Source organism: Parahoeflea olei (assembly GCF_001703635.1).
Lineage (GTDB): Bacteria > Pseudomonadota > Alphaproteobacteria > Rhizobiales > Rhizobiaceae > Hoeflea > Hoeflea olei.
The window spans coordinates 74,791-100,366 of sequence record NZ_LQZT01000005.1 but is presented as its reverse complement, the minus strand read 5'-3'; the positions used below and the strand labels follow the sequence as shown (position 1 = coordinate 100,366).

Here is a 25,576-nt window from a genome sequence, read left to right as displayed (position 1 = left end):
CATGAACAGTTCATCCCGCGCCAACGCGGCCGGCTCCGCCCAGCGGATCAAGGTGTCCTTCGAGTTCTTTCCGCCCAAGAACGGCGACATGGAAAGCCAGCTCTGGGACAGCATCACCCGTCTTGCCCCGTTCCAGCCGGATTTCGTGTCCGTCACCTATGGCGCGGGCGGCTCCACCAAGAAGCCCACGCTCAACACGGTGGCGCGGATCAGCCGGGAGACTGCGCTTGCGCCGGCCGCGCACCTGACCTGCGTGGGATCCGACAAGACCGACGTCGATGCGGTGGCGCGCGAGTTCCAGGCGGTCGGCGTCAACCATTTCGTGGCGCTGCGCGGCGATCCGCCGGAGGGCGTGGGCGCGGCCTACAGGCCGCATCCGGGCGGCTATGCCAATGCGGCGGAACTGGTGGCGGGGCTGCGGGCGATTTCGGATTTCGAGATTTCCGTGTCGGCCTATCCCGAACGCCATCCCGAAAGCCCGGATTTCGCCACCGACATCGACATGCTCAAGCGCAAGGTCGATGCCGGGGCCACCCGCGCCATCACCCAGTTCTTCTTCGACAACGACGTCTACGAGCGCTATGTCGAGCGGGTGCGGCGTGCCGGCATCTATGTGCCGATCGTGCCGGGCATCCTGCCGGTGCACAATTTCGCGCAAGTGGCGCGGTTCTCGAAACTGTGTGGCGCGAGCGTGCCCGAGCGGTTTGCGCGGCGGTTCGACGGCCTGGAAAAGGACCCGGAGACGCGGGCGCTGGTGGCCGCGGCGGTGGCGGCCGAACAGGTCAACGACCTGGTCGAGCGCGGCATCGACGATTTCCACTTCTACACCATGAACCGGGCGCAACTGGTCTATGCGATCTGCCACATCCTGGGCCTGCGCGGCCAGGAGCGGACGGCCGTGGGCGCGGCGGCCTGAGCCAATCCCCGACGCATATCCTTGAAGCGGGGCCCGGCCCCGACAGGGCGCTCCCCTTCCTTGGGCAGGGGCAGCGCCCTTTTTCGACCGGGCCCGCGGCGGAGCGGCGATGGCCCTTGCCCAAACGAAAACGGGAACGCCTGTGCGCTCCCGTCTTCAAACTTTTGACTGTTATTCAATGCTCGTCGAGGTCAGATAAAGAGCATTGCACCAACAAAAATGAACGCTGCACAGATCACAAGGGCGTTGAGCGATTGCGTAAATCCCATGGTGGTCCTCCATCGCGTTTACCATCAAATGATAGTCACGCCTGTGGCTCCATGAAAAGCGAAATCGTTGCTGCAGTGCAGCTAAGAGCGGGGCGAATTGTCGCAATTCCCAATTTAAGCCTTTGAATTTCAAAGGTTAAATTTGTATTCATTATTTGTTAACAAACTGCCGCTTGCAGCCTGTGCGTGTCCATTTGCGGGCTGCACCCGGTTGCGGGAGGCCCCACGGGGCCTCGTTTCAGGGTGCTGGCGGTGCGCCTTTCGAGCGGCCTTTCCAGCCCAGCCGGTTGTCGAGCGACATCAATCCCAGGGCGATCAAGACGAGGCCCATCGCCTCGGTGAACGAGAGCGTTTCGCCCAGAAAGAGGATGCCGAGCAGGATCGCCGAGGGCGGCACCAGCAGCGTCACCAGCGAGGCGGAGGTGGCGCCGGCCTGGCTCAGGATGCGGAAATAGAGCACATAGGCGAAGGCGGTGGACACCAGCGCCAGCGCCAGGATGGCGGCGATCACGTCGACGGGCGGGACGGGCAGCGTCCAGGGTTGGTCCACGGCAAGGGCCAGCGGCAGCATGATCAGGCTCGAGGCGGTCAGCTGTCCGGTGGCGGTCACGCGCGGGGAGACGCCCTTGAAGCGCTTGCCGAAGGAGGCGGCGAAACCGTAGGAAATCGCTGCGCCCACCACGGCGAGCTTGGCCCAGAGCGGGGAGTCGGCGATGCCGAGCGCGGCGGGGCCGATCAGCAGCACCATGCCGGCAAGGCCGAGCGCGCAGCCGATCAGCTTGGCGGCCGAGATCTTCTCGTCGGTGGTGAGCATCTGGGCGACGATCACGGTCCACAGCGGCGTGGTGGCATTGAGGATGGAGGCGAGGCCGGCGCCGATCCGGGTCTGGCCCAGAAAGATCAGCGTGAAGGGAATGGCATTGTTGATCAGGCCCAGAACCAGCAATTGCCGCCAGTTCGCGGCGAGGGTGCGGTAGAAGTCCGGCAGGCGGAAGAAGATCAGGTGCAGCGCAAGGGCCGCCAGGCTCACCCGCACCAGCACCAGCGTCATCGGCGGCACGTGCTGGACGGCGATGCGGGCAAAGAAGAACGATCCGCCCCAGATCAGCCCCAGCAGCATCAGGAAACCCCAGGTGGCGGCGGACATCGAGGCGGCGGGGGCGCGGGGCGGTGCGGCGGTGGTCATCGGGAAGCTCCGGTGGCGGGACTTGCTCAGTGCCACGCGGCCGCGCCGAACGCCACCCGAAAGTGGACGCGCCCGCGCAAAGCCGCCGCATTTGCCGGTCATGTGGTGGGTTGATAGGGTCGGAGGTCAATTGAGGGATCACTTATGCAACGATTCGCCACGGGAACGGACGCAGCACTCAAGCTCAGGCCGGACCATCCGCTCTATTGTTTCCGGCCCGCCGTGCTCCGGCAGGATGCGCTCGATTTCATGCGGTTGTTCCCCGGTGAGACGGCCTATGCGGTCAAGACCAATGGCGAGCCGATGGTGCTCAAGGCCCTGGTCGAGGCGGGGGTGAAGATCTTCGACGTCGCCTCTCCCGGCGAGTTCGAGGCCGTGCGCGCGGCGTCGCCGACAGCGGAAATGCTCTATATGCATCCGGTCAAGGCGCAGTCCGACATCCGGCTCGCGCTCGAAACCTATGGCATCCGGGTGATGTCGCTCGACCATGAGGACGAGATCGCCAAGGTGCTCCGCATCGTGCGCGCGCTCGATCTCGATCCGGCCTCGATCACCATTTTCGTGCGGCTGCAGACCAAGGGCCATGCGATGTATGAGCTGTCGAAGAAATTCGGCGCCGCGCCGGGCCATGCGGTGGAACTGGTGCAGCGGCTCGACAAGATCGGCTTCAAGGTGGGCCTGTGCTTTCACGTCGGCAGCCAGGTCGAGGAAGCGGACTCCTACGAGCAGGCGCTCAAGTCCGCCGACTGGGTGCGCAACCGCGCGGGCGTGCAACTGGTCGGGCTCGATGTCGGCGGCGGCTTTCCGGCGGTCTACGGCCACGATCCCAACCGCAAGGTCCGGCCGGTGCCGCCGCTCGAGGAGCTGATGGGCAAATTGAAGGACAACATCACCGAATGGGCCTTCGACGACATGCCGCTGGTCGCCGAGCCCGGACGCGTGGTGGTGGCGCGCGCCTTCTCACTGATCGTGCGGGTGCTGCTCCGGAAAGGCCGTCGGCTCTACATCAATGACGGCATCTGGGCCTCTCTGTCGGACAGCTGGACCGGCAAGATCACCCTGCCGGCGCGGTTCATTCCCGATCCGGCACGCCGGATCCGCAAGGGCGACGCCGAAAACGTGGTGCCGTTCCGGGTCTGCGGGGCGACCTGCGATTCGGTCGACATCCTCTCGCGGCCGTTCTGGCTGCCCGAGACGGTCGACACCGGTGACTGGATCGAGATCGGCCATATCGGCGCCTATTCGCTGTCGCTCAGGACCCGCTTCAACGGCTTCTATCCCGACGATTTCGTGGAAGTGACGACCCCGTTCGGCGACGAGGGCGCGCCCGACGGCTATGCGAGCCTCGAGACCATGGCGACCTGACGCGCGGGCCTGGCCACGGATCTGTCCGACCGCCGACCGCCGACCGCCGAACGCCGAACGGGGCTGCGCGCATCTTTCACGCGACCCCGCGCCCGGTTTGGGATAGGATGGGCGCACAACCGCAGCCGCAGGGCTGCAGCGGAGTTTAGACCATGCCCAAACTGATCCGTTTCGTGCTCATCAACTCGGCGCTCGGCGTGCTGATCGGCTGGTTCGTCGCCGCGGGCGTGGTCTATTTCAACATCAACGGCTTCGGCGACCTGATCCTGCATTCCTCGAGCCGCGTGGCCGGCCTGTTCATCCTGCTGGTCTCGTTCGGCTCGACCTTCGGCTTCGCGGTGATGGCGACCGCGGTCATGCTGATGCCTGTCGACAAGGACGAGTTCGACAAGCTCTGACCGGGCCGCCGGGTCTCCCCGCTCACCGGTAGATCAGCGTCGGCAGCCACATGGTGAAGACCGGGAAGAACGTCACCAGCAACAGCACCGCGAACAGCGGCACCAGGAAGGGGGCCGTGGCCGAAACACAGCGCTCGAACGGCACCTTCGCCACCCGCGAAAGCACGTAGAGCACCATGCCCACCGGTGGCGTCAGCAGCCCGATCATCAGGTTGAGCACCAGGATCACGCCGAAATGGACCGGATCGATGCCGACATGCAGCGCGATCGGCAGCAGCACCGGCACCAGGATGGTGATGGCCGCCACCGTTTCCATGAAGCAGCCGACCACCAGCAGGATCAGGTTGATCAGCAGCAGGATGATGATCGGGTTTTCCGAGACGCTGAGGATCAGGGCGGCGAAATGTTCGGGCACCCGGTTCGAGGTCAGGATCCAGGCGAAGATCGAGGCGGCGGCGACGATGAACAGCACCACGGCGGTGGTCTCGATCGTGTCCATTGACACCTTGAGGAAGCGGCGCAGCGTCAGCGTGCGGTAGACGAAGAGGCCGAGGATCAGCGCCCAGACGCAGGCCGCGATCGCAGCCTCGGTGGGCGTGAACGCGCCGGTGAGAATGCCGCCGACGATGATCACCGGCGTGAGCAGCGACAGGAAGGCGCGCAGGAAGGCATGGCCCAGGATCCGCAGCCGGAAGGCCTGGTCGCGCGGATATTTGTAGCGATGGGCATAGAAGGCGACCATCAGCATCAGCGCCGCGGCCATCATCAGCCCGGGGATCAGGCCGGCGGCGAACAGCTGGCCGATGGAGGCGCCGGCGACGACGCCGTAGATGACGATCGGCAGCGAGGGCGGGATGATCGGGCCGATGGTGGAGGAGGCGGCGGTGATGCCGACCGCGAAGCCGGGATCGTATTTGGCGTCCCGCATCGCCTTGATCTCGATGGCGCCGAGGCCTCCGGCATCGGCAACGGCCGCGCCCGACATGCCCGCGAAGATCACCGAGGCGCCGATATTGACGTGACCGAGCCCGCCGGGAAGCCAGCCGATCAGCGCCTTGGCGAAATCGAAGATGCGTTCGGTGATGCCCGAGGTGTTCATCAGGTTGCCGGCCAGGATGAAGAAGGGGACGGCGAGCAGCGGAAAGGAATCGACGCCGTTGATCATCCGGTGGGCGACGACGAGGCCGGGGACATGGCCGTCGAGCAGGATGAAGACCAGCGACGAGCCGGCCAGCGCGATGGCCACCGGGACGCCGAGTGCGATCAGTGCGAACACCAGGACGAAGAGAAGAGTCAGGAGCATGGCATGCCTTCGATTACAGCGACGGGCCCTGGGACCTGGCGGTTTCGGGGTCGATCAGCCGGCTGCTGCCGGTGCGCAGGTGGCGCCAGAGCACCATCAGCCCATAGAGGGTCATGACCGCGAAACAGGCGCAGATGAACCAGTAGATCGAGGATTTCGGGAAATCGATGGACACCATCTTCTGCTGGGTCCGGGCCGCCACCTGGGAGCACAGATATCCCATGAACCCGTAAAAGACGACCGCGACGATATCGATGAAATATTGCAGCGCCTGGCGCACCGGCCGCGACAGCCAGCGGAAGGCAAGCTCCATGGCGATCTGGCTTTCGCGCCGGACCGCCATGACGGCGCCGAGAAAGGTCACCGCGATCAAAAGGAAGCGGGCGATCTCCTCGGTCCAGCCGAGCGAATCGTTGAGCACGTAGCGGGTGAAGAACTGCAGGAAGACCACGAAAGCCAGCGCCCAGAAGACAACCAGCACGAGGCCGTCGTCCCACTGGAATCCGGTCAGGTCTTCGTCTTCCTCATGGATCAGGTCGGCGATCGAGGCGGAATTCTTGGTGTTGTCGTCGGGCGACATCGGGCAACCTCCGAAGCAAAGGACACGCGACGGCCCGGAAGCCGCCGCGCAACGCAGTTATCCGGCGTGTCCGGTTACTCGATGGCCTGAAGCCTGTCGTAGGTGGCCTGATCCCAGGTGGCATCGGCGCCGTTGTGCAGCTTCATCGTGGCTTCGCGGAACGGCGTGCGGTCAACCTCGTTGACGGTGACGCCATTGTCCCTGAACCACTGCACAAGCTCCTTTTCCTTCTGGATGATCTGCTCGCTGGCGCATTCGGCGGTCTGGTCGAGCACGCCTTCGAGCGCGGTCTGGTCCTCCGCGCTGAGCGATCCCCAGGTGGGGCCGCCGACGATGGTCATCAGCGCGTCGCTGATATGGCCGGTGAGCGTGATGTATTTCTGTACTTCGTAGAATTTCTTGGCCTGGATGGTCGGCAGCGGGTTCTCCTGGGCGTCGACCGTGCCCTGCTGCAGCGCCAGGTAGACCTCGGCGAAGGCGATCGGCGTAGGGTTCGCGCCCACGGCCCGCGGGAACATCATGTAGAGCGGTGCGTTCGGCACGCGGATCTTCAGGCCCTTCATGTCCTCCGGCGTCTTGATCTCGACATTGGAGGTGGCATGGCGCTGGCCATAATAGGTCATCGAGGTGATGTGGTTGCCCGAGGCGTCCTCGTAGGCCTTCGCCATTTCGTTGAAGAGGTCGGACTTGCGGTATTTGTCCCAGTGATCGTAGTCGCGGAACATGTAGGGCGCGCCGCCGATGGCGATCGGACCGTAGGAGCGGCCGGCAAACAGCTGGCCGGTATAGATGATGTCGACGGTGCCGAGGCCCAGGCCTTCGTTGATGTCGACTTCCTTGCCGAGCGACGAGGCCGGGAAGACCTCGATGTTGTAGCGCCCGTCGGTGGCCTCGGAGAGCAGATCGGACGCTGCGACCGCACAGGTGTGATAGGGCTCGCTGGCCTCGTAGACATGCGCCCATTTGAGGGTTTGCGGTGCGGAAAAGGCCGGCCCGGAAACGGCAACCAGCATGGTCGACGCGAGCGCTGCCAGCGCCAGCTTATTATTTTTCATGGATAGTTCCTCCCAAAACTAAGATGACCCACTCAAGGCCGTACTGAAATCCTCCTCGGTACCATACGGACAGTGAACCATATGATTTGGTTTTCATACTAACATTCTAGCATAATCACAAGGCATAGCTGTACCGGCCCGAGAGCGCCCGCCAAAAGGCTGCAGGCGCGGGCGGTCGGCCGGCCGGCCGGCCAGAGGATGCGGCCGGGCCTCCCTGCCGCGACGCTCGCCCGGCGGTCTCCCGACTTTTGAAGTCTCACTCTTGGCCCGGTGGCGGGGGGCGCAATTGCCCGGCGAATGACGGGTTTGACCGCACGGCGTGGCTCTGACAGCCCGGGCAAACCGAAACGCTCCCAATCGCCGCCGGCATGTATTAGGCTGGCGTCAAGAAGGAGTCGTGAATGGAAGAACAGATCTCCGGCGCGGTCGAAGCCGTGGGCGAGGTTGTCGAACAGGCGGTCGCGCAGGTGGTGGAACAGGCTGCCGATCATGGCGGCCATCACGGCGAGGCGATGGTGGCGATCGCCATTGCGGTGGCCGTGGCGGCGCTGCTGGGCCTCGGCTTCATGCGGCTGAGGCAACCGCCGCTGGTGGGCTTTATTCTGGCCGGGCTGGCGCTGGGGCCCACCGGGCTCGGGGTGATCTCGACTTCGGAAAATGTGTCGCTGCTCGCCGAGTTGGGTGTGGTGGTGCTGCTGTTCTTCATCGGCATGGAATTGTCGATCAAGGCCTTCGTGCTCAGCCTCAGGCAGGCGGCGCTGGTGGCAAGCGGCCAGCTCGTGGTCTCCATGGTGCTTGCGGCGGCGCTGGCCTACGTGCTCGATGCCAGCCCCTCGGAAGTGCTCATTCTCGGCTTCATCATCGCGCTGTCGAGCACGGTGGTGGCGATGAAGATGCTCGAGGAAATGGGCGAGTTGCGGCATGCCGCGGGCCGGGTCGCCGTCGGCGTGCTGATTGCCCAGGACATCGCCGTGGTGCCGATGCTGATCATGGTTTCGAGCCTCGGCGGCGAGGCCATCGATTATGGCGGCGTGGCCTTCAAGGTGGTGGTGGCGGTGCTGCTGCTGGCAGGGCTGCTGTGGTGGTTCGGTCGTCATCCCAAGCTCAAGCTGCCCTTTGCCGAGGCGATCGAAAGCATCCTCGCGCTTGATCTCTCCGTTCTCGAGGCGATCGAAAGCAATGTCGACCTGCTCGCCATCGGCTCGCTGGCACTGTGCTTCACGGCGGCGGCGCTGTCGGGGCTGGCCGGATTGTCGCCGGTCTATGGCGCGTTCCTGGCGGGCATCGCGGTTGGCAATTCGACGCTGCGAAGCCGGGTGATCCCGGTGGTCGAGCCGATCCAGAGCATTCTGCTGGTGGTGTTCTTCCTCTCGATCGGGCTGCTGATCGATCTCGACTTCATCTTCGCCAATATCTGGCTGGTGCTCGCCGCGGCGTTCCTGGTGATCGGCATGAAGACCATCCTCAACATCTTGCTTTTGAGACTGACTGGCTCGGACCCCAAGACCGCGCTGATCGGCGGATTGTCGATGGCGCAGATCGGCGAATTCTCCTTCGTGCTGGCGGCGGCGGGCTTTGCCTCGGGCGCACTCGGTGCCGATATCTACCGGCTGGCGATCGCGGTTACCGCGATCTCGCTTCTGGTCTCGCCGATCTGGTTCAACCTGATGCAGCGCGTGGGCGATCTCGCGAGCGAAGGGCTGGTCTCCTACAAGCAGGCGCTGTCGCGCGCCTATGAGGACGAACTCGACGGCGTGGAGAATGTGATGTGGGCGGTCCGCGCGCGCTACCGCGCCCTGCGATTTGCGCTCTACCAGCGCCGCATGCGCCGGCAGGCCGCAAAGCGCGAGGCGGATGCCGACGCGCACGACAGCGGTGTGAGCCCCGAGGCCGCCGCCGCCGCATCCATCGCGCACCCCGAGGCCTCGCCCGGGGCAGCGGGCAGGCCGGAGGCGGCCGATCCGCAGGAAACCCGACCAGCGGAGCCCGGCAAGCCGGTTACAGGCGGTTGAGCAGGTCCTGATCCGGCCAGCCGTCGGCGGGCAGGCCGAGGCGGAGTTGCTCGGCGCGGACCGCGGCGCGGGTGCCGCCGCCGAGAATGCCGTCGATGTCGCCGACATCGTGGCCGAGGGCTGCGAGCTTCTGCTGCAGCTGCTTCATCGCCGCGTCGCCGAGGCCTTCGCCCGGATTGCCCGCGTCATAGGGCTTGGCGCCGGCGAGCCGGGTCGCGAAATAGGCGGCCGAGGTGGTGTAGATGAAGCTCTGGTTCCATTCGAGATAGATCGCGAAGTTCGGAAAGGCCAGGAAGGCCGGGCCATGGCGGCCCTGCGGCAGCAGTAGGTCGGCGGCAAGGTTTTCGGAGGTCGGCGCGCCGTTTCGGAAGGTCACGCCGGCGGAAATCCAGTCATTGAGCTTCATGCCGCTGTTGAGGCCGGACTTGTCGAAGGGGAAGGAGCCCTGGGGCAGCGAGACTTCCGCAAGCCAGGGTTCTCCCGCGCGCCAGCCAAGCGACTTGATGAATTTCGCCGCGGTCATGATCGCATCGGGCGCGGAGGTCTTGAGGTTGACGTGGCCGTCGCCGTCGCCATCGACGCCGAATTCGATGATGTCGCGCGGCAGCATCTGCACCTGGCCGATTTCGCCGGCCCAGGCGCCGGTGGTGCCGGCGGGGTCGAGATCTCCATGGCCGACCATCTCGATGGCGGCGATCAGCTGCGGCCGGAACAGCTCCGGCCGGCGGCAGTCATGGGCGAGCGTGGCGAGCGCGTTCATGGTGTTGAAGTCGCCCTGGACCGCGCCGAAATCGGTCTCGAGCCCCCAGAACGCGGTGATCACGGCGGCAGGCACGCCATATTCGGCCTCGGCACGGGCGAAGGTGTCGGCATACTGCTGCATCTTCTTGGCGCCGATCTGCATGCGGTTCGAGCTGACCGAGCGCTTGGAGAATTCGAGGAAGGTCTGGCGGAACACGCCCTGCGCCCGGTCGCGCGACAGCACCTTCTTGTCGATCGCGGCATTGCGCACGGCCCGGTCGGCCACTTCAGGGCTCACGCCCTTGGCGATCGCCTCGGCTTTGACGCCCTCGAGAAACGGCCCGAAATCGCCGCCGCAGGCAGGCGCCTGGGCAAGCGCCGGTCCTGCCATGAGGCTTGCGAGCAGAAGGGCGAAGGGGATCGTGCGTGTCATGATGGCGTCAACTCCTGATGGGGCGGCGAACCCAGCGCAGATTTGTGGCGATGATGAGGTGATTCACCGGATGCGCCAAGTATAGTGCGGTCGACGGACCCGGATGCCCGTCGAACACAGCTCTTTCTCAGGGCTCTCGTGTGGCGACGGGCGGAGCGAAGCCCGCCCACGTTACCGCGCGTATTTCTGCAGCCATTCGCGCCATTGCTGGTGGGTGCCGGCGAAGGCGTTGATGTCGGTGTCGCCGCGGATGCCCGGGACCATTCCGGTGCCGGTGTATTGCCACATCGTCCAGGGATGGTCGGGATAGATGTCCTGCGGGTGGGCGGCGACCGAGCGCAGCCAGAACTGGTAGCCTTCGAAATGGCCGTCGAGGTTTTCGCGGTGGAAATCCACCGGCGTGTAGATGATCGGCCGCTTGCCGTAATGGCGACCGACGATGTCCATCCAGATCTTCATCTCCGCGCGCACGGTTTCCGGATCGGGCCGGTGCCGGCAGGTCTTGGACGCATGGTTCCATTCGACGTCGAGCACCGGCGGCATCTGCACGGCGGTGCGCGGCACATTGGCGATGAACCATTCGGCCTGCTCGCGCGCGGGGCGGCAGAAGTAATAGAAGTGATAGGGCGCATGGGCGATGCCGGCCGCGCGCGCGCCGCGCCAGTAGCTGTCGAAACGGTCGTCGGTGTGGTCGCCGCCTTCGGTGGCCTTCATGAAGGCGAAGGCGATGCCGGCCTTGCGCACCTCCTGCCAGTCGATGTCGCCCTGCCATTTCGACACATCGATGCCGTGCACCGGATAGCGGTCGGGGTGGCGCTTGCCGAAATCGACCGGCTTGCGGTCGCCATAGCGGCCGTTGCCCGGCGCCTTGAGCTTCTTGACTTCCGGCACCGCGGCCTTCTGGGCGCGCGCGGTCTGCTTGCCGCTGCCGATCGGCTCGAGCCCGTCGGTCAGGTTCGAGGAGGTGCAGGCCGACAGACCCAGGGCCGCGACCGCGAGCAGCACGGCCAGGCCCCGGCGCGGACCGAAGCGGGGCTGTGTCTGCGGCGGCTCGCGGCGCGGTGCGTCCGGGCGTGAGGGCGTCCTGTCGAGGGGCGTGGAAGGGCGGGGCATGGCTCGGCTCGGGGCGGTTGGGAGATGGGACATCAAGGCGCTGCAGCTTGGGCCCACCGGACGGAGTCCCGTCTGGCGGCACGGAGGTGAAGGGCTTCGAATCCACTCTTCTAGCGGCAAAAGCTTAAAGTTTGAGAAACATCGTAAAGCAAATGTTCACCACAAAAGATGCAGGTGACCATTTGTTAAAACCTGGGCGCGCATGATCGGCGGCGGAACATGATGTTCTGTTGTCAGGAGCCTATGCATGAAGCCTAGTTCTTTTGTGCCTGGCCCGTTCGCGCGATATGCTTTCGCGGGGATGTGCGCCGTTTCCATTCTGCCCTTGGCCGTGTTCATCCGGGCCTTGCTGGCGGAAGCCGGTGGCAGCCTGTGGGCGATGGCCACCCCGGTGAACCTTGCCCTGGCCGCCGTCCCCCTTTGTTTCCTCGCCCTGGTGATCGGGCTCGAACGGCGCCACGTCCGGCTCGCGCAGCGCCTTGAGAGCGAACGGATCAAGGCCGACCGCCTGCATTACGCGGCCTATCACGACAACCTGACCGAACTGCGCAATCGCCACGCCCTGAACGCCGATGTCGATGAGATCCTTGCCGGCAGCGACGCAGGGGCGAAACGGCTGGCCTTGCTGCTGTTCGACCTCGATCGCTTCAAGTTCATCAACGACACGCTCGGCCATGCGGTGGGCGACGCCGTGCTCAGGTCGCTTGCCCAACGCCTGCAGCGCCATGCCAGCGCGCGGCGGCGGGTGTACCGGCTCGGCGGCGACGAATTCGTGGTGCTGTGGGACGGGGTGCGCGACGACGCGGAGATTTCCGCCTTTTGCGCCATGCTGTCCGAAACCGTGTTTCAGCCGGTGCTGCACGGCACCGGGTCGATCAGCACCGCTGGCAGCATCGGCATCGCCACGGCGTACGCGCCGGAGGCGCAACTGGCGGACCTGCTCAAGCAGGCCGACCTTGCGCTCTACCGCGCCAAATCGCTGCCCGGCATCAGCCACTGCTTCTTTTCCGAGGACATGGATGTCGAATACCGGATGCGCCGTGAGCTCGAAGTGGCGATGCGTGACGGCATTGCCCGCGACGCCTTCGGGATCGAGTATCTGCCGGTGATCCGGACGGACACGCTGACGCCGTCCGGCTTCAAGGCGCGGCTCAACTGGCACCGTTCGGGTCATGGCGATGTCGCCCATGACGTGTTCATGCCGATGGCCGAAGACAGCGGCCTGATCGTGATCCTGGGCAAGTGGATGCTGCGGCGGGCGCTGATGGATGCGGCCTCCTGGGGCGTTGACGCGGAGCTCACCGTGCCGGTGGCCACGCTGCAGTTCCGCGACCCGTGCTTTGCGGCGCTGGTGCTGGCGCTTCTCGACGAAACCGGCGTCGCTCCCGGACGGCTGGTGCTCGAGGTGCCCTCGACCGCGGGCGTCGGCGACTGCGCTGCCTCGCTCGAAAACATCGCCAGCCTGCGCGCCGGCGGGGTGCTGGTCGCGGTGAGCGAGATCGCCGCCAGCGTGGCGGGCCTGTCGATGACGCGGCTGCACGAAGTGGACCGGGTGCGCATCGACCTCGTGCGCGTCCGCGCGATCGCGGGCGAACGGCGGATGTCGCAGATGCTCAAACTGTTCCTGCAGCTGGCCGCCACCGTTGGAACCCCCGTCACCCTGACCGGCGTGGACACGGAGGAAGACCTGCAACTGGCATGCGAAATGCAGCCCGCCGAAGTGCAGGGCGGGTTCTGCGGCAAGCCGCTTTCGGCCGCGCAGGCGCGCTGCCTCTTCACCTCGATGGATCAGGAGCGTGCGCAGGTCACCGGTTCCGGCCCCCGCGCCCTGGCCCATTTCGGCTTTCTCAAGGCCTGCTGAGGGGAGTCCGCTCCGGTCTGTCAGCCCTTGCCCGCGCCGCCTGCCGTCGGCGTGGTCAGGATCACCGCGTCGCCGGCCTCCAGCACCGTCTGGTCGCAGGCCTTCAGCGTCTCGATGCGGCCGTCCTTGCGCCGGACCTCGGTCTTGCCGACCTCACCCTCGCCGCCGCCGGCAATGCCGAGCGGCGGGCGGTTGCGGTGCGATGAGAGAATGGCCAGATCCATGCGCTCGAGGAAGCGGATGGTGCGCCGCGTGCCGTTGCCCGCGCTATACCGGCCCTTGCCGCCAGAGCCGTCGCGGATGTGGAAATCCTCGAGCAGAACCGGAAAGCGCATTTCCAGGATCTCGGGATCGGTCAGCCGCGAATTGGTCATGTGGGTGTGGACGCCCGAGGTGCCATTGAAGCCGCGGCCCGAATTCTCGAAGCCTGCCGGTGAGCCCGAGCAGATGGTCTCGTAATACTGGTAGGTGGCGTTGCCGAAGGTCAGGTTGTTCATCGTGCCCTGGCTGTTGGCGAGCGCGCCGAGCGCGCCGAAGATGGCATTGGTCACGTGCTGCGAGGTCTCGACATTGCCGGCCACCACCGCGCGCGGATAGGCGGGCTTGAGCATCGAACCCTCGGGGATGACGATGCGGATCGGCCTCAGGCAGCCGGCATTCATCGGGATCGGCTTTTCCACCATTACCCGGAAGCAGTAGAGCACGGCCGCGCGGGCCACCGGTTCGGGCGCGTTGAAGTTGTTTTCCATCGCGTCCGAGGTGCCGGTGAAGTCGACGGTCGCCTCGCGCCGCTCGCGGTCGACCGAGATCTTCACGCGGATCACCTGGCCGGTGTCGGTCGGGTATTCGTACTCGCAGTCCGACAGGGTCTCGATCACGCGCGCGACGCTCTCGGCGGCGTTGTCCTGGACATGGCCCATATAGGCCTCGACCACGTCGAGCCCGAAGTCGGCGACCATCTTGCGCAAGTCGGCCACGCCCTTTTCGTTGGCGGCGATCTGGGCCTTCAGGTCGGCCACGTTCTGGACGACGTTGCGGACCGGGTAGGGGTGGTTGGTGAGAAGCTCGACCAGCTCCTTCTCGCGGAAGCGGCCGCGCTCGACCATGCGGAAATTGTCGATCAGCACGCCTTCCTCGTCCACCGTGGTGGCAAGTGGCGTCATCGAGCCCGGCGCGGAACCGCCGACATCGGCATGGTGGCCGCGCGAGGCCGCCCAGAACAGGATTTCCGAACCGTCATTGGAGAACACCGGGGTGACCACGGTGATGTCGGGCAGGTGGGTGCCGCCATTGTAGGGCGCGTTGAGCGCAAACACGTCGCCGGGATGGATGTCGCCTTCGTTGAGGCGGATGATGGTTTCCACCGACCGGTCCATCGAGCCCAGATGCACCGGCATGTGCGGCGCGTTGGCGACCAGCCTTCCCTCGCGGTCGAACACCGCGCAGGAGAAGTCGAGCCGTTCCTTGATGTTGACCGAATAGGCGGTGTTCTGCAGCGTCACGCCCATCTGTTCGGCGATCGACATGAACAGGTTGTTGAACACTTCGAGCAGGATCGGGTCGGCTGCGTCGGCGCCGATGGCAAGCGCCCGGTCGAGCTTCTCGAAGCGGGTCAGCACCACATGGTCGCGGGCGTTGATCGTGGCTTCCCAGCCCGGCTCGACGACGATGGTCTGGTTGGGTTCGATCACCAGCGCCGGGCCCTTGAGGCGCTGGCCGGGCTTGAGGCCCTCGCGGCGGAACACCCGCGCCTCGCGCCAGGCGCCGCCGGAATAGAATTTCCGGGTTTCGCCCGCGTCCGGAGCCGTGTCCGCGAGCGCATGCTCGGCTTCGGTGCGCCCGTCCTGGCGGTCGTCGACGCCCTCGACCGAGATCGCCTCGATGATGACGGTCTTGTTGTCGTAGATGAAGCCGAACTGGGCCTTGTGCGAGGCCTCGAATTCGGCGCGGGCGGCGTCGAAGTCGAAATCGGAAAAGGCCACGGGAATGGTGGTGTCGGTGCCGTCATAGCGCAGCTGCAACAGCGGCCGCCAGCCGATCGCGTCATCGGGCACGCCCTGGGCGGCGAGTTCCTCGAACACGCCCTTCCGGAGTTCGTCGACGAGCATCTTCACGTCGGTGCGGCTGTCCTCGCCGAGCGGCTTGATCAGCGCCTGCTGGCGGCTCGCGAACACGCTCGCAAGCCCGATGCCATAGGCCGACAGAAGCCCGGAAAACGGGTGGATCAGGATCGATTCCATGCCCAAAGCATCGGCCACCAGGCAGGCATGCTGGCCGCCGGCGCCGCCGAAGCAATTCAAGAGATATTTGGTCACGTCATAGCCGCGCTGCACCGAGATCTTCTTGATGGCGTTGGCCATGTTCTCGACGGCGATGGTGACGAAGCCCTCGGCGATGTCTTCGGCGCTCTTGCCGGGTTCTTGCGCGGCGAGTTCCGCAAAGGACTGGCGCACGGCCTCGGTGTCGAGCGGCTGGTCCTGGCCGGGGCCGAAGATCGAGGGGAAGAAATCGGGCTGCAGCTTGCCGATCATCACGTTCGCATCGGTGACGGTGAGCGGGCCGCCGCGGCGGTAGCAGGCGGGGCCGGGATTGGCGCCGGCACTGTCAGGGCCTGCGCGGAAGCGACCCTCGTCTGCATGCAGGATCGAGCCGCCGCCGGCGGCGACCGTGTGGATGCGCATCATCGGCGCGCGGATGCGGACGCCTGCGACTTCTGTGTCGAAGGCGCGCTCATAGTCGCCGTCATAATGGGCGACATCGGTGGAGGTGCCGCCCATGTCGAAGCCGATCACCTTGTCGAAGCCGGCGAGCTTCGCCGTCTCGACCATGCCGACCACGCCGCCGGCCGGACCCGACAGGATCGCGTCCTTGCCGCGGAACATGTCGGCCGCGGTCAGCCCGCCCGAGGACATCATGAACTGCAGCGTCGGGCCGGGTTCGCCGGACGGCGTGGCGCCGAGCACGCTCGCCACCCGGTCGACATAGCGCTTGAGGATCGGCGAGAGATAGGCGTCGACCACGGTGGTATCGCCACGGCCGACGAGCTTGGCGAGCGGCGAGACCTGGTGGCTCACCGAAATTTGCGCAAAGCCCGCGCGCTCGCAGGCGCCTTCGACGATCGCCTCGTGGATCGGGTTCTGCCAGGCATGCATCAGCACCACGGCAACGGACTCGATGCCGTCCGCGCGGGCCGCCGCGAGCGCGGGCTCGAGGGCGGCGAGATCGGGGCCGCGCACCGCCTTGCCGTCGGCCATGACGCGCTCGTCGACCTCGATCACGCGCTCATAGAGCTGTTCCGGCAGGATGATTTCCTTGGCGAAGATGTCGGGGCGGGCCTGATAGGCGATCCTGAGCGCGTCGCGGAAGCCTTTGGTGATGACGAGCAGCGTGCGGTCGCCCTTGCGCTCGAGCAGCGCGTTGGTGGCGACCGTGGTGCCCATCTTCACATGGCCGATGCGGGCGGGCGGGATCTGCTCGTCGGCGCTAAGGCCGAGCAGGTCGCGGATGCCCTGGATCGCGGCATCGGGATAGGCTTCCGGGTTTTCGGACAAGAGCTTGCGCTGGTGCAACGTGCCGTCCGGCGCGCGGCCGATGACGTCGGTGAAGGTGCCGCCGCGGTCGATCCAGAAATCCCAAGCCTGTGCCATGATCAAATCTCCCGTCGGTGCGCGTCCCGGCAGCTTGCCATGGACAGTCGTGTTTGTCCGCGTATAATGCCGATTGTTGGCATTACGTCAACATTATGTTGATAAAATGTGAGTGTTGCCGATGGCGCCCAAACCCTCCAAGCCCGCCCAATCCCTCGGTCCGGTCGTCTCCGCCTCGCATCTGGCCGATGGCGGCCTGCCGGCGCTGTCGGAAATGGAATTCGCGCTGGTGATCCTGTCCAACGCCTTCCAGCGCTGGATCACGCGCTGCACGGCGGCAGCAGGTGGGGCCGGGTTGTCGAGCGTCGAGGTGCAGATCCTGCACGCGGTCAATCACCGCGAACGCGACAAGAGCCAGGCGGAACTGTGCATGATGTTCAACATCGAGGACACCCATGTGGTGGCCTATGCGCTCAAGAAGCTCGAGGGGCTGGGGCTGGTCGAACCGGGCCGGCGCGGCAAGGAAAAGACCGCGCGCATCACCCGGGCGGGCGCTGAACTCTGCCTCACCTATCGCGACCTGAGGGAGAAGCTGCTGATCGAGTCGGTGGCCACGCTCGGGCTCGACGAGGCCCGCATCTCCGAGCTTGCAGGCCTGATGCGGGTGATGTCGGGCCAGTATGATCAGGCATCGCGCTCGGCCGCAAGCTATTGACCGCACGGGGGGCGGCTGCCTATCGTCGCCCCGCGCATGCAATTCGGGAGAGATCGCAATGCAGTATGTCCGGCTTGGCAAGACTGGCCTCAAGGTGTCGCGGCTGTGCCTGGGCTGCATGAGCTTCGGCACGCCCGGCGGGCCGACCCATCCCTGGGTGCTCCCCGAAGACGAGGCGCAGCCGTTCTTCCGCACCGCGGTGGAGGCGGGCATCAATTTCTTCGACACGGCGAACCACTACAATTACGGCGATTCCGAACGGATCACCGGCAAGGCGCTCAGGACTTACGCGAAGCGCGACGAGATCGTGGTGGCCACCAAGGTGGGGCTCCGCATGGGCGACGACCGGCCCAACGACCGCGGGCTGTCGCGCAAGCACATTCTCGACCAGATCGACCAGTCGCTCACCCGGCTCGGCATGGATTACGTCGACATTCTCTATGTCCACCGGCTCGATCCGGACACCGAATTCGACGAAATGCTCGACGCGCTCGAAACCGTGGTGCAGTCCGGCAAGACCCGCTATGTCGCCGCGTCCTCGATGTGGACCTGGCAATTCGCGAAGCTCAGGGAAATGCAGAAGGCGCGCGGCTACCAGCCCTTTGCCGCCATGCAGAATTTCTACAATCTCGCCTATCGCGAGGAAGAGCGCGAGATGATGCCTTATTGCGCCTCCGAAGGCGTGGGCGTGGTGCCTTGGTCGCCGATCGCGCGCGGGTTTCTGGCCGGCAACCGCCCGAAGGACGGCCAGGCGACGAAGCGCGCCGCGACCGACAAGATGGCGCAGGGCTATTTCGGCTCGCCGCAGGATTATGCGATCCTGGCGCGGGTGGAAAAAGTGGCGGCGAAGCTCGGCGTGAGTGCGGCGCAGGTGGCCTATGCCTGGGTGCTGTCGAAGCCTTTCGTGACTTCGCCGATCGTCGGCGCAACCAAACTCCGCCAGCTCGAAGAGGCAATCGGGGCACTCGACGTCAAGCTCGATGCGGCCTCGATCCGGTCGCTGGAGCAGGCCTACAAGCCGCGCGCCGTGACCGGCCACAGCTAAGCCGGCTCTCAGCCGACCTTGGCCTTGCGGCCGCACCAGACGACGACGCCGACAGCGACGGCGAAGCCGAGCATCACCGGCGTGATCGTTTCGCCCAGCAGCAGCGCCGAGACGCCGAGGGTCACGAAGCTCTGCAGCAGTTGCACCTGGCCCACGCGGGCGATGCCGCCGATGGCGAGGCCCCAGTTCCAGAACACGAAGCCCAGGAACATCGAGCCCAATGACAGATAGGCGAGGGCGGCTAGTTCGGGGGCTTGCGGCGTCGTGATTCCGGTGCGCCAGCACAGGAGCGTGCCTGCGAGCGAGACCGGGGCCGTCAGCACCAGCGCCCAGCTGATCACTTCCCAACCGGGCAGGATGCGGGCGAGCTTGGCGGACATCACATAGCCGCAGGAGGCCGAGAGGGCCGCGCAGGCAAGCCACAGATCGCCGATGCCGGGGGCGATATCGGCACCCGACAGCGAGAAGGCGGTGACCAGGCACGCGCCGGCGATGCTCCAGGCCCAGAAGGCGAGGCCCGGCCGCTCGCCGCCGAACAGCGCTGCGAAGGTGGCCGTCATCAAGGGCAACACGCCGAGCACCACGCCGCCATGGGACGCGGGCACGGTCTGCATGGCGACACTTGAAAACAGCGGAAAGCCGTAGACCAGCAGCACGCCGGCGCCCAGCAGGGTGAGCGCGTGGCGGCGGGGAAACCGCTTGCGCCTCATCACGAGCGCGATCGCCGCGACCACTGCCGCAATGGTGGCGCGGCCGAAGGTGATGAAGGCGGGCGAAAAGCCTTCGAGCGCGATCCGGGTGGCGGGCAGGGTGGCGCCGAAGATCACCACCCCGACGAAACCGATCGCCAACCCCGCCAGCGGATGCGCCGGTTTGGGGAGTGCCGGGGGCAGGGGACTGGCGGTCGCGGTCCGGTCGGGCGTGTGGTGGTCGGAGCTGTGGGGCATTCACCCGCCATAGCCGCCGGCCCGGGGCCGGTCCAGTCAATTCGGGAAATGGCTCGGATCGTCCGGTGTGATGGATGAGCTTGCGATTGTGCCGTGCATCACGCTCGATTTTCGAGGCCGGATCGGCTAAAGACAAATCATGTCCTTGTTCAGCCGCCTGTTCGATTTTATCGGGGAGACCGCCTCCACAGCCTTTTCGGGGGTTGTCGAAGCCGTCTACACCGTGTTTGCGGGGGATCCCGAGACGCGGCGCAATGTGGCGTTTTCGGTGGCCGTGATCGCGCTCAGCGCGAAGATGGCGAAAGCAGACGGCATCGTCGCGCCCGAAGAGGTGCGCGCCTTCCAGGATATCTTCACGATTCCCGAGGCCGAGGCGCAGAATGTCGCCCGGCTCTACAATCTCGCCAAGCAGGACGTCGCGGGCTACGACGTCTATGCGCAGCGGGTGGCCGGCATGTGCGGCTCGGGCCATGCCAATTGCGCCATGCTCGAGGACGTGCTCGACGGGCTGTTCCATATCGCCAAGGCCGATGGTGTCATTCACGAGAAGGAACTCGATTTCATCGCCCATGTGGCGGAGATCTTCCGCATCGACGAAACCCATTTCGCCCGCATTCTCGCGCGCCATGTCCATCCCGACGGGATCGACCCCTACGCGGTGCTGGGCCTTGCCCCGGCGACGCCGTTCGACGAAGTCAAGAAGCGCTATCGCGAGCTTGCCTCGGAAAGCCATCCCGACCGGCTGCGCGCCCGCGGCGTGCCCGAGGAGTTCCTGAGGCTGGCCAATGACCGGATGGCCGCGCTCAACGAGGCCTATTCTGTGATCGAGAAGGCCCGCGTCGCCGCATGACCGATTTGTGCGCCGGTTTTTCGCCCGACTTCGCTGGAGCCTCCGTGCGCCCTTCGCCCAATCACGGCGAACGCCGCGAGGGGCGCAAGCCCGACATGCTGATCCTGCACTATACCGGCATGCCGAGCGGCGAGGCGGCGCTCGACTGGCTGTGTGCGGAGGAAAGCCAGGTTTCCTCGCATTATTTCGTCCATGAGGACGGTCGGATCGTGCAGATGGTGCCCGAAAGCCGGCGCGCCTGGCATGCCGGCCAGAGTGAATGGAAGGGCGAGACCGACCTCAATTCGGCCTCGATCGGCATCGAGATCGCCAATCCCGGCCATGCGGCGGGCTCGCCGCCGTTCCATGAGGCGCAGATCGAGGCGGTGATCGGGCTGTGCCGCGACATCGTCGCCCGCCACGCGCTCTTGCCCGAGCGGGTGCTTGCGCATTCCGATATCGCGCCGATGCGCAAGCAGGACCCGGGCGAGGCCTTTCCCTGGGAGCGGCTGCATCGCGCCGGGATCGGCCACTGGGTCGCGCCGCTGCCGGTCGGCGGCGGGCGCTTCTTCCAAGAGGGCGATGCCGGCCAGCCGGTCGAGGCCTTGCAGACCATGCTCGCGCTCTATGGCTACGGTGTGCGGGTGGATGGCTCCTATGATGCGCAGACCACCGCCGTGATCGCCGCCTTCCAGCGCCATTTCCGGCCGGAGCGGATCGACGGCATTGCCGATGCATCGACCATCGGCACCCTGCACCGGTTGCTGACCGACCTGCCTCCCGCCGTTTGATCTTGCCCGTTGATGTTGGTCTGGCCGGAGGATCTGGCTGGACCGGACGCCCGTGCCGACCTGGCTGCATGCGGGGCTGGACAGGGTGCAGCACGGGCCGGGCGCGGACGAAATGTTACAGTTTGACATGGAAGTTTATTGCGGCGCGGCATTTTTTTCTTGCCGGGTCACAAAACTGCCAGCCTGAGCCCTGATTGAGACGGCTCCAACGTACGGGCAGAGCGGAAGAGCGCACAGTTCACCGCAACCCGTACCGACTTGAAACGCGCCAGCAACGATCCGGTTCCATCCTTCTTGCGGATGGACATGGCGCCATTGGAGACGACCACAATATGCGTTTGACTTTTACGGCTGCCGCGGCGGCCCTGCTGTGCTTTGCGCTCTCGGGATGCGAAACCACCGGCGTATCCGGCGAAACCACCGGTTCCATTTCCTCCAGCACGATCAAACCATCCAGTCTGAACATGGGCTATGCGGCCCGCCCCTATGGCAAGCTGATCTCGTCCTACGCCAAGCAGCAGGGCGTGCCGGAGTCGCTTGCCCATGCGGTGATTTCGGTCGAGAGCAACTATCGACCCAATGCCCGCGGCTCGGCAGGCGAGATCGGCCTGATGCAGATCAAGCCCGGGACCGCACGGATGATGGGCTATAGCGGCTCGACCAAGGGGCTCTACGATCCCGAAACCAATATCAAATACGGCATGAAATATCTCGCCATGGCGCACAAGCTCGGTGGCGGTTCGACCTGCGGCACGATCCTGAAATACAATGCCGGCCATGCCGCCAAGCGCATGAACCCGGTATCCAAGCGCTATTGCGGCAAGGTCACGCGGCTGATGAAATAGGGGGGCTGCCGCTGCCGGGGGTCAATCGACCAGGCGGACATCGCCGGTAGCCCCGCTGCCGCCGGGACCCGGACCCTGATAGGGGTCGAGCTTCCAGTTGGCCGAATTCATGATCAGGGTGTTGACCACGAGCGACAGACGGTTCGTCTGGTTGGTGGTCGAATTGTAGACGGCGTCGCGGTTGGGCAGGTGGATGATACCGGTCAGGGTCTCGCCCACCGAGCCGTTGAAGACATATTGCTGCTTGCGGGCGTTGTTGGCCGGATCCGAGGTCTTCTCGAACATCAGCACGCCGGCATAGGCGCCGGTGGCGGGTGCGGAGGCGGTGAACCTGAGGCCGCCATTGGCGCGGATCTCGCTGTCGACATCCGGAAAATAGAAGGTCACGCCCTCGGCGATCACGGTCGAGCCCGAATTGAGGATCATGCGGCCCTTGATGATGTGCAGGCCCGGCTTGAAGGTGACCTTCGGGTTGCCGTTGAAGGTGGTGGCGCAGTGCACCCCGGGCTCGAGCGTGAAGCTTGAGCCGCTGAGCGCGCCCTGGGTGGTGCAGCTTGAACTCACCGCCGGTTCCGGGATCTTGCCGGCATAGGGGTCGGCCTCCGCCGCGCAATTGGTCTTCAGGTTGCTCAGCGCACCGCCGTTCTGGATATAGCTGCCGCCCTTGACGCAGAATTTCGCCGTCTCGATCGAAGCCCCTGCATTCATGATGAAGGCGGGCGAGGCGGTCGAATGGACATTGACCTCGCAGGCTTTGGCGTCGAGCCTGGCGCCCGAGTTGATCAGCACCGCCTGGCTCTTGTTGCCGAGCACGTAGATGCAGTCCGGTGCCGGCGCGGCGCCGCCGGCCTTGATCGCGGTCGCAGACACGCTGATCGGGATGGCGTTGAGATGCACGAGCTTCAGGAACGCCGTCGGATGCGGCATGTGCAGCGTCCCCGTCAGGCTGCCGTCGGGATTGGTGGCGAGTTCCAGCGAGATGCCGGCCTGCTGCAACTGGGCGGCGGAGAGACCGGAATCGGACAGGCTGCGAATATAGGATCTCGCGGTGCTGAGCTGCGCCTCGGCGTCGCTCTCGTGCACCGCGGCAAGCACTGCGGCATCGAGCTGGTCCTGGTACATGCTCCTCTGGCCGAGCGCATGAACCACATCGACCGCACCTCCGGCCACCAGGAGCAGGAGCGGGATCAATAGTGCCATGATGATGCCGAAATTGCCGGAGCGATTGCCGGCAAGATGGGTGATCACAGCCCTGGGCAGGCCTGGTTGAAGCCGGAAAGTCATTCGCATCTGCTCCTGGCGCAATTCCAAGCGAGCTTTAGCGCATATTTCGAAATTTTCCGTGAAGCGGTCGGTCAGATTCAGCCGATGCCGGCTCATTCTTTCTTAATGTTTGGCTCTCCGGCATCCGGGGCAAGCGATGGCGTGAGCCCGCGCCGCCAGGCTTGCGGCGGCGCGGGCCGGCATCACGCCCCGGCGCGGGTTTCGAAAAGCCCCCATGCCCGGCCGGTTGAGATGCGCCGTTGGCTCAGCACCGCCACGGTGAGGCCCAGCATCAGCAGTTCTGCGACCGCGCCCGCATACCAGATGCCCGGCTCGCCGAAGAGAAACGGCAGCAACGCGGTCAGCGGCAGTGCGAACAGATAGGTACGCGACAGCCCCAGCAGCGCCGCCCTCCCGGGGTCGCCGATCGCCTGGAAATAGGCCCCGATCATCATCAGCGGACCGAGCAGGACCATGGCGATGACCGCATAGGGCAGGATCCGGCCGATGTCGGCCGCGATCGCGGGATCCTCGACAAAGACGAAACCGATCCGGTCGCGCGCGAGCAGGAGCGTGAGTTCGACCGCGGCGCAATAGCCGAGCGCGAGAAGCACCGCAAGGCGCGTGGCCTGATCGGTGCGGGCGCCGAGCCGCGCGCCGAAATTGTTGCCGGCGATGGTCTGGAACGCCATGCTCAGCCCCAACAGCGGCAGGAAGGTAAAGGTCATCAGCCGGGTGATGATGCCATAGGCGCCCGCGGTCGTGGCATAGCTCTCGCCGGCCCAGATCTGCAGGCAGACCAGCGTCAGTCCCGCCGACAGCGACAGCCCGATATAGCCCAGGCTCGAGGGCAGGCCGAGTGCGATCAGCGTGCGCCAATGGTTGGCGCCGCACCAGAACCCGGCCCCGGCGGGACCCGCGTGTTTGTGGCGGCGGCGATGGAGCCCCACCACCGCAAGCGCCAGCACCTGGGCCAGCACGGTACCCCAGGCCGATCCCGCGACGCCTGCACCAAACCGGACGATGAACAGGTAGTCGAAACCGATATTGAGGAGCGTCGTGAGCAGCGAGATCGCCGTCAGCGCCGCCAGCAGGCCCTCGCTGCGCAGCGCCGCTGTGGCGATGGCGAGCACGAAAACCACCGGTGAGCAGAAGACCAGGATCGAGATGTAGCGGTCGCCGAGTGCTGCAAGCCCGGCCTCGCCATTGGCGGCCATCAGGCTCAGGCGCTGGCCGAACGCCAGGAACAGCGCCATCAGCGCGACCGAAACGACAAGGGCGAGCTGCATTGCCTGGAGATGGACCGTGCGCGCCTGCTCACGCTCCCCGCCGCCCAGGAACCGGGCGTAGATGCTGGCAAACCCGTTCGACACGAGCGTCGAAAGCGCGACCAGCAGCATGTAGAGCGGAAACATCAGGGTGACTGCGGTCAGGGCCTCGGCACCGACATAGGCGCCAAGGAACCAGGCATCGACCACCGTGAACAGGCCGCTCACGCCCATGACGGCGATGATCGGTGTGGCGGTGCGGACGAACAGGCGCGGCAGCGAGCCGCTCAGATAGATATTGGGCGAGGAGACTCCGCTCATCACAAACCTCTTTCAGCGTTCGGATGCGGATCAGGAAGGTGCTCGCATTGCCATCGGACCGCATTCGACTGAAATCGGTGGATGAGAGAAAATCGTGAAGGGCTTCACCATGGACGAGCCAGCGAGCGGCAGGGGCCTTCACCCTGGGCGCTTGCTACTGCGCGCCGCTTGTCGGTGTCAACCGGATTGTGCCGCCCGGCGCGCTGGTAATCTTTCGGCGGGTGGTCTAAGGAGGGCGCGCCAGTCGGCCGGGCAGCCGCGCCTTGCACCGTCGAAAGACAGCAGGGGGAGGAAAGTCCGGGCTCCACGGAAAAACGGCGCCGGATAACGTCCGGCGGGGGCGACCCCAGGGAAAGTGCCACAGAAAGCAAACCGCCCCGCCACCTGATTGCCGGCGCCCGATGACGGGTCTGTCGGCCATGAGGCGGCGGGGTAAGGGTGAAAGGGTGGGGTAAGAGCCCACCGCGCGACCGGCAACGGAAGCGGCAAGGTAAACCCCGCCGGGAGCAAAACCGAATAGGGATGACGCAGGGCGCAAGCCCGGCCCTTTTCCGGGGTTGTCATCCGGGTAGGTTGCTTGAGGCGCGCGGCAACGCGTGACCCAGAGGAATGGCTGCCACGTTTTCGTCCTCGGGCGAAGGCCATACAGAACCCGGCTTACAGGCCGGCTGGCGATTGTTTTCCCGGTGCAGGCCGCCGGGTGCGGCCCGGTCTCCGGTCCTGGTTGGCGGTG

At 65.6% G+C, this 25,576-nt stretch carries 20 protein-coding genes and 1 other RNA gene; 11 read left to right on the top strand and 10 right to left on the bottom strand.

Features of this window, described 5'->3' with window-relative positions; translation table 11 throughout:
• Position 1 precedes the first annotated feature (1 nt).
• Positions 2-916: a methylenetetrahydrofolate reductase [NAD(P)H] gene (gene metF / locus AWJ14_RS05755; RefSeq protein WP_066176183.1), complete on the top strand. Its 915-nt coding sequence runs from the start codon at positions 2-4 to the stop codon at positions 914-916.
• Between the two features lie 507 nt (positions 917-1,423).
• Here the strand turns inward: metF and AWJ14_RS05750 are convergent.
• Complete coding sequence (locus AWJ14_RS05750; RefSeq protein WP_245304140.1) at positions 1,424-2,371, bottom strand: DMT family transporter; 948 nt, start codon at positions 2,369-2,371, stop codon at positions 1,424-1,426.
• Positions 2,372-2,515: 144 nt separating this feature from the next.
• On the opposite strand from AWJ14_RS05750, the gene AWJ14_RS05745 reads away from it, so the two are divergent.
• Positions 2,516-3,736, top strand: coding sequence for an alanine racemase (locus AWJ14_RS05745; protein ID WP_066176180.1), 1,221 nt, complete (start codon positions 2,516-2,518; stop codon positions 3,734-3,736).
• A 152-nt stretch (positions 3,737-3,888) separates the two neighbouring features.
• The gene (locus AWJ14_RS05740; protein ID WP_066176178.1) at positions 3,889-4,134 is read left to right on the top strand and encodes a hypothetical protein; all 246 of its coding nucleotides are present in this window, start codon (positions 3,889-3,891) and stop codon (positions 4,132-4,134) included.
• Between the two features lie 22 nt (positions 4,135-4,156).
• Here the strand turns inward: AWJ14_RS05740 and AWJ14_RS05735 are convergent, their stop codons facing one another.
• The 3 genes from AWJ14_RS05735 to AWJ14_RS05725 all read right to left on the bottom strand — a co-directional run bounded on the left by AWJ14_RS05735 (position 4,157) and on the right by AWJ14_RS05725 (position 7,072).
• Positions 4,157-5,437, bottom strand: a complete 1,281-nt coding sequence (locus AWJ14_RS05735) for a TRAP transporter large permease (protein ID WP_066176176.1) — start codon at positions 5,435-5,437, stop codon at positions 4,157-4,159.
• A gap of 13 nt (positions 5,438-5,450) precedes the next feature.
• On the bottom strand, positions 5,451-6,017 hold the full coding sequence (locus tag AWJ14_RS05730; protein ID WP_066176173.1) for a TRAP transporter small permease: 567 nt from the start codon (positions 6,015-6,017) through the stop codon (positions 5,451-5,453).
• 74 nt (positions 6,018-6,091) lie between these two features.
• Positions 6,092-7,072: a sialic acid TRAP transporter substrate-binding protein SiaP gene (locus AWJ14_RS05725; RefSeq protein WP_066176168.1), complete on the bottom strand. Its 981-nt coding sequence runs from the start codon at positions 7,070-7,072 to the stop codon at positions 6,092-6,094.
• Positions 7,073-7,473: 401 nt separating this feature from the next.
• Here AWJ14_RS05725 and AWJ14_RS05720 point away from each other — a divergent pair, with 401 nt between their 5' ends.
• Positions 7,474-9,084, top strand: a complete 1,611-nt coding sequence (locus AWJ14_RS05720) for a cation:proton antiporter (RefSeq protein ID WP_066176166.1) — start codon at positions 7,474-7,476, stop codon at positions 9,082-9,084.
• Here the strand turns inward: AWJ14_RS05720 and AWJ14_RS05715 are convergent.
• Both AWJ14_RS05715 and AWJ14_RS05710 read right to left on the bottom strand, forming a co-directional pair.
• Positions 9,071-10,258 (bottom strand): lytic murein transglycosylase, encoded by a 1,188-nt coding sequence (locus tag AWJ14_RS05715; protein WP_066176163.1) that lies wholly within the window; start codon positions 10,256-10,258, stop codon positions 9,071-9,073. The genes AWJ14_RS05720 and AWJ14_RS05715 overlap by 14 nt on opposite strands.
• A 171-nt stretch (positions 10,259-10,429) precedes the next feature.
• On the bottom strand, positions 10,430-11,371 hold the full coding sequence (locus AWJ14_RS05710; RefSeq protein ID WP_083220065.1) for a glycoside hydrolase family 25 protein: 942 nt from the start codon (positions 11,369-11,371) through the stop codon (positions 10,430-10,432).
• A gap of 331 nt (positions 11,372-11,702) precedes the next feature.
• On the opposite strand from AWJ14_RS05710, the gene AWJ14_RS05705 reads away from it, so the two are divergent.
• A complete protein-coding gene (locus AWJ14_RS05705; RefSeq protein WP_245304143.1) occupies positions 11,703-13,232 on the top strand; it encodes a putative bifunctional diguanylate cyclase/phosphodiesterase in 1,530 nt (509 codons plus the stop codon).
• Positions 13,233-13,252: 20 nt separating this feature from the next.
• Here AWJ14_RS05705 and AWJ14_RS05700 read toward each other — a convergent pair whose 3' ends face one another.
• On the bottom strand, positions 13,253-16,879 hold the full coding sequence (locus AWJ14_RS05700; protein WP_066176158.1) for a hydantoinase B/oxoprolinase family protein: 3,627 nt from the start codon (positions 16,877-16,879) through the stop codon (positions 13,253-13,255).
• A gap of 121 nt (positions 16,880-17,000) precedes the next feature.
• Between AWJ14_RS05700 and AWJ14_RS05695 the strand changes: the two genes are divergently transcribed.
• Both AWJ14_RS05695 and AWJ14_RS05690 read left to right on the top strand, forming a co-directional pair.
• On the top strand, positions 17,001-17,534 hold the full coding sequence (locus tag AWJ14_RS05695) for a winged helix DNA-binding protein (protein ID WP_066176155.1): 534 nt from the start codon (positions 17,001-17,003) through the stop codon (positions 17,532-17,534).
• Between the two features lie 58 nt (positions 17,535-17,592).
• The gene (locus AWJ14_RS05690) at positions 17,593-18,579 is read left to right on the top strand and encodes an aldo/keto reductase (RefSeq protein WP_066176152.1); all 987 of its coding nucleotides are present in this window, start codon (positions 17,593-17,595) and stop codon (positions 18,577-18,579) included.
• An 8-nt stretch (positions 18,580-18,587) separates the two neighbouring features.
• Here the strand turns inward: AWJ14_RS05690 and AWJ14_RS05685 are convergent, their stop codons facing one another.
• Entirely contained in the window at positions 18,588-19,526 is a 939-nt protein-coding gene (locus AWJ14_RS05685; RefSeq protein ID WP_083220057.1) for a DMT family transporter, read from the bottom strand.
• Positions 19,527-19,665: 139 nt separating this feature from the next.
• Here AWJ14_RS05685 and AWJ14_RS05680 point away from each other — a divergent pair, with 139 nt between their 5' ends.
• From AWJ14_RS05680 to AWJ14_RS05670, 3 genes are all read left to right on the top strand, one after another.
• Positions 19,666-20,376: a J domain-containing protein gene (locus tag AWJ14_RS05680; protein WP_066176149.1), complete on the top strand. Its 711-nt coding sequence runs from the start codon at positions 19,666-19,668 to the stop codon at positions 20,374-20,376.
• Positions 20,373-21,146, top strand: coding sequence for an N-acetylmuramoyl-L-alanine amidase (locus AWJ14_RS05675; protein ID WP_066176146.1), 774 nt, complete (start codon positions 20,373-20,375; stop codon positions 21,144-21,146). The genes AWJ14_RS05680 and AWJ14_RS05675 overlap by 4 nt, the downstream gene beginning before the upstream one ends.
• 332 nt (positions 21,147-21,478) lie before the next feature.
• Positions 21,479-21,991, top strand: coding sequence for a lytic transglycosylase domain-containing protein (locus AWJ14_RS05670; RefSeq protein WP_066176142.1), 513 nt, complete (start codon positions 21,479-21,481; stop codon positions 21,989-21,991).
• Positions 21,992-22,012: 21 nt separating this feature from the next.
• Here the strand turns inward: AWJ14_RS05670 and AWJ14_RS05665 are convergent, their stop codons facing one another.
• Entirely contained in the window at positions 22,013-23,275 is a 1,263-nt protein-coding gene (locus AWJ14_RS05665; RefSeq protein WP_066176139.1) for a pilus assembly protein TadG-related protein, read from the bottom strand.
• 182 nt (positions 23,276-23,457) lie between these two features.
• On the bottom strand, positions 23,458-24,843 hold the full coding sequence (locus tag AWJ14_RS05660; RefSeq protein ID WP_066176136.1) for an MATE family efflux transporter: 1,386 nt from the start codon (positions 24,841-24,843) through the stop codon (positions 23,458-23,460).
• Between the two features lie 240 nt (positions 24,844-25,083).
• Between AWJ14_RS05660 and rnpB the strand changes: the two genes are divergently transcribed.
• Positions 25,084-25,519, top strand: an RNA gene (rnpB, locus tag AWJ14_RS05655) — RNase P RNA component class A.
• Positions 25,520-25,576 lie beyond the last annotated feature (57 nt).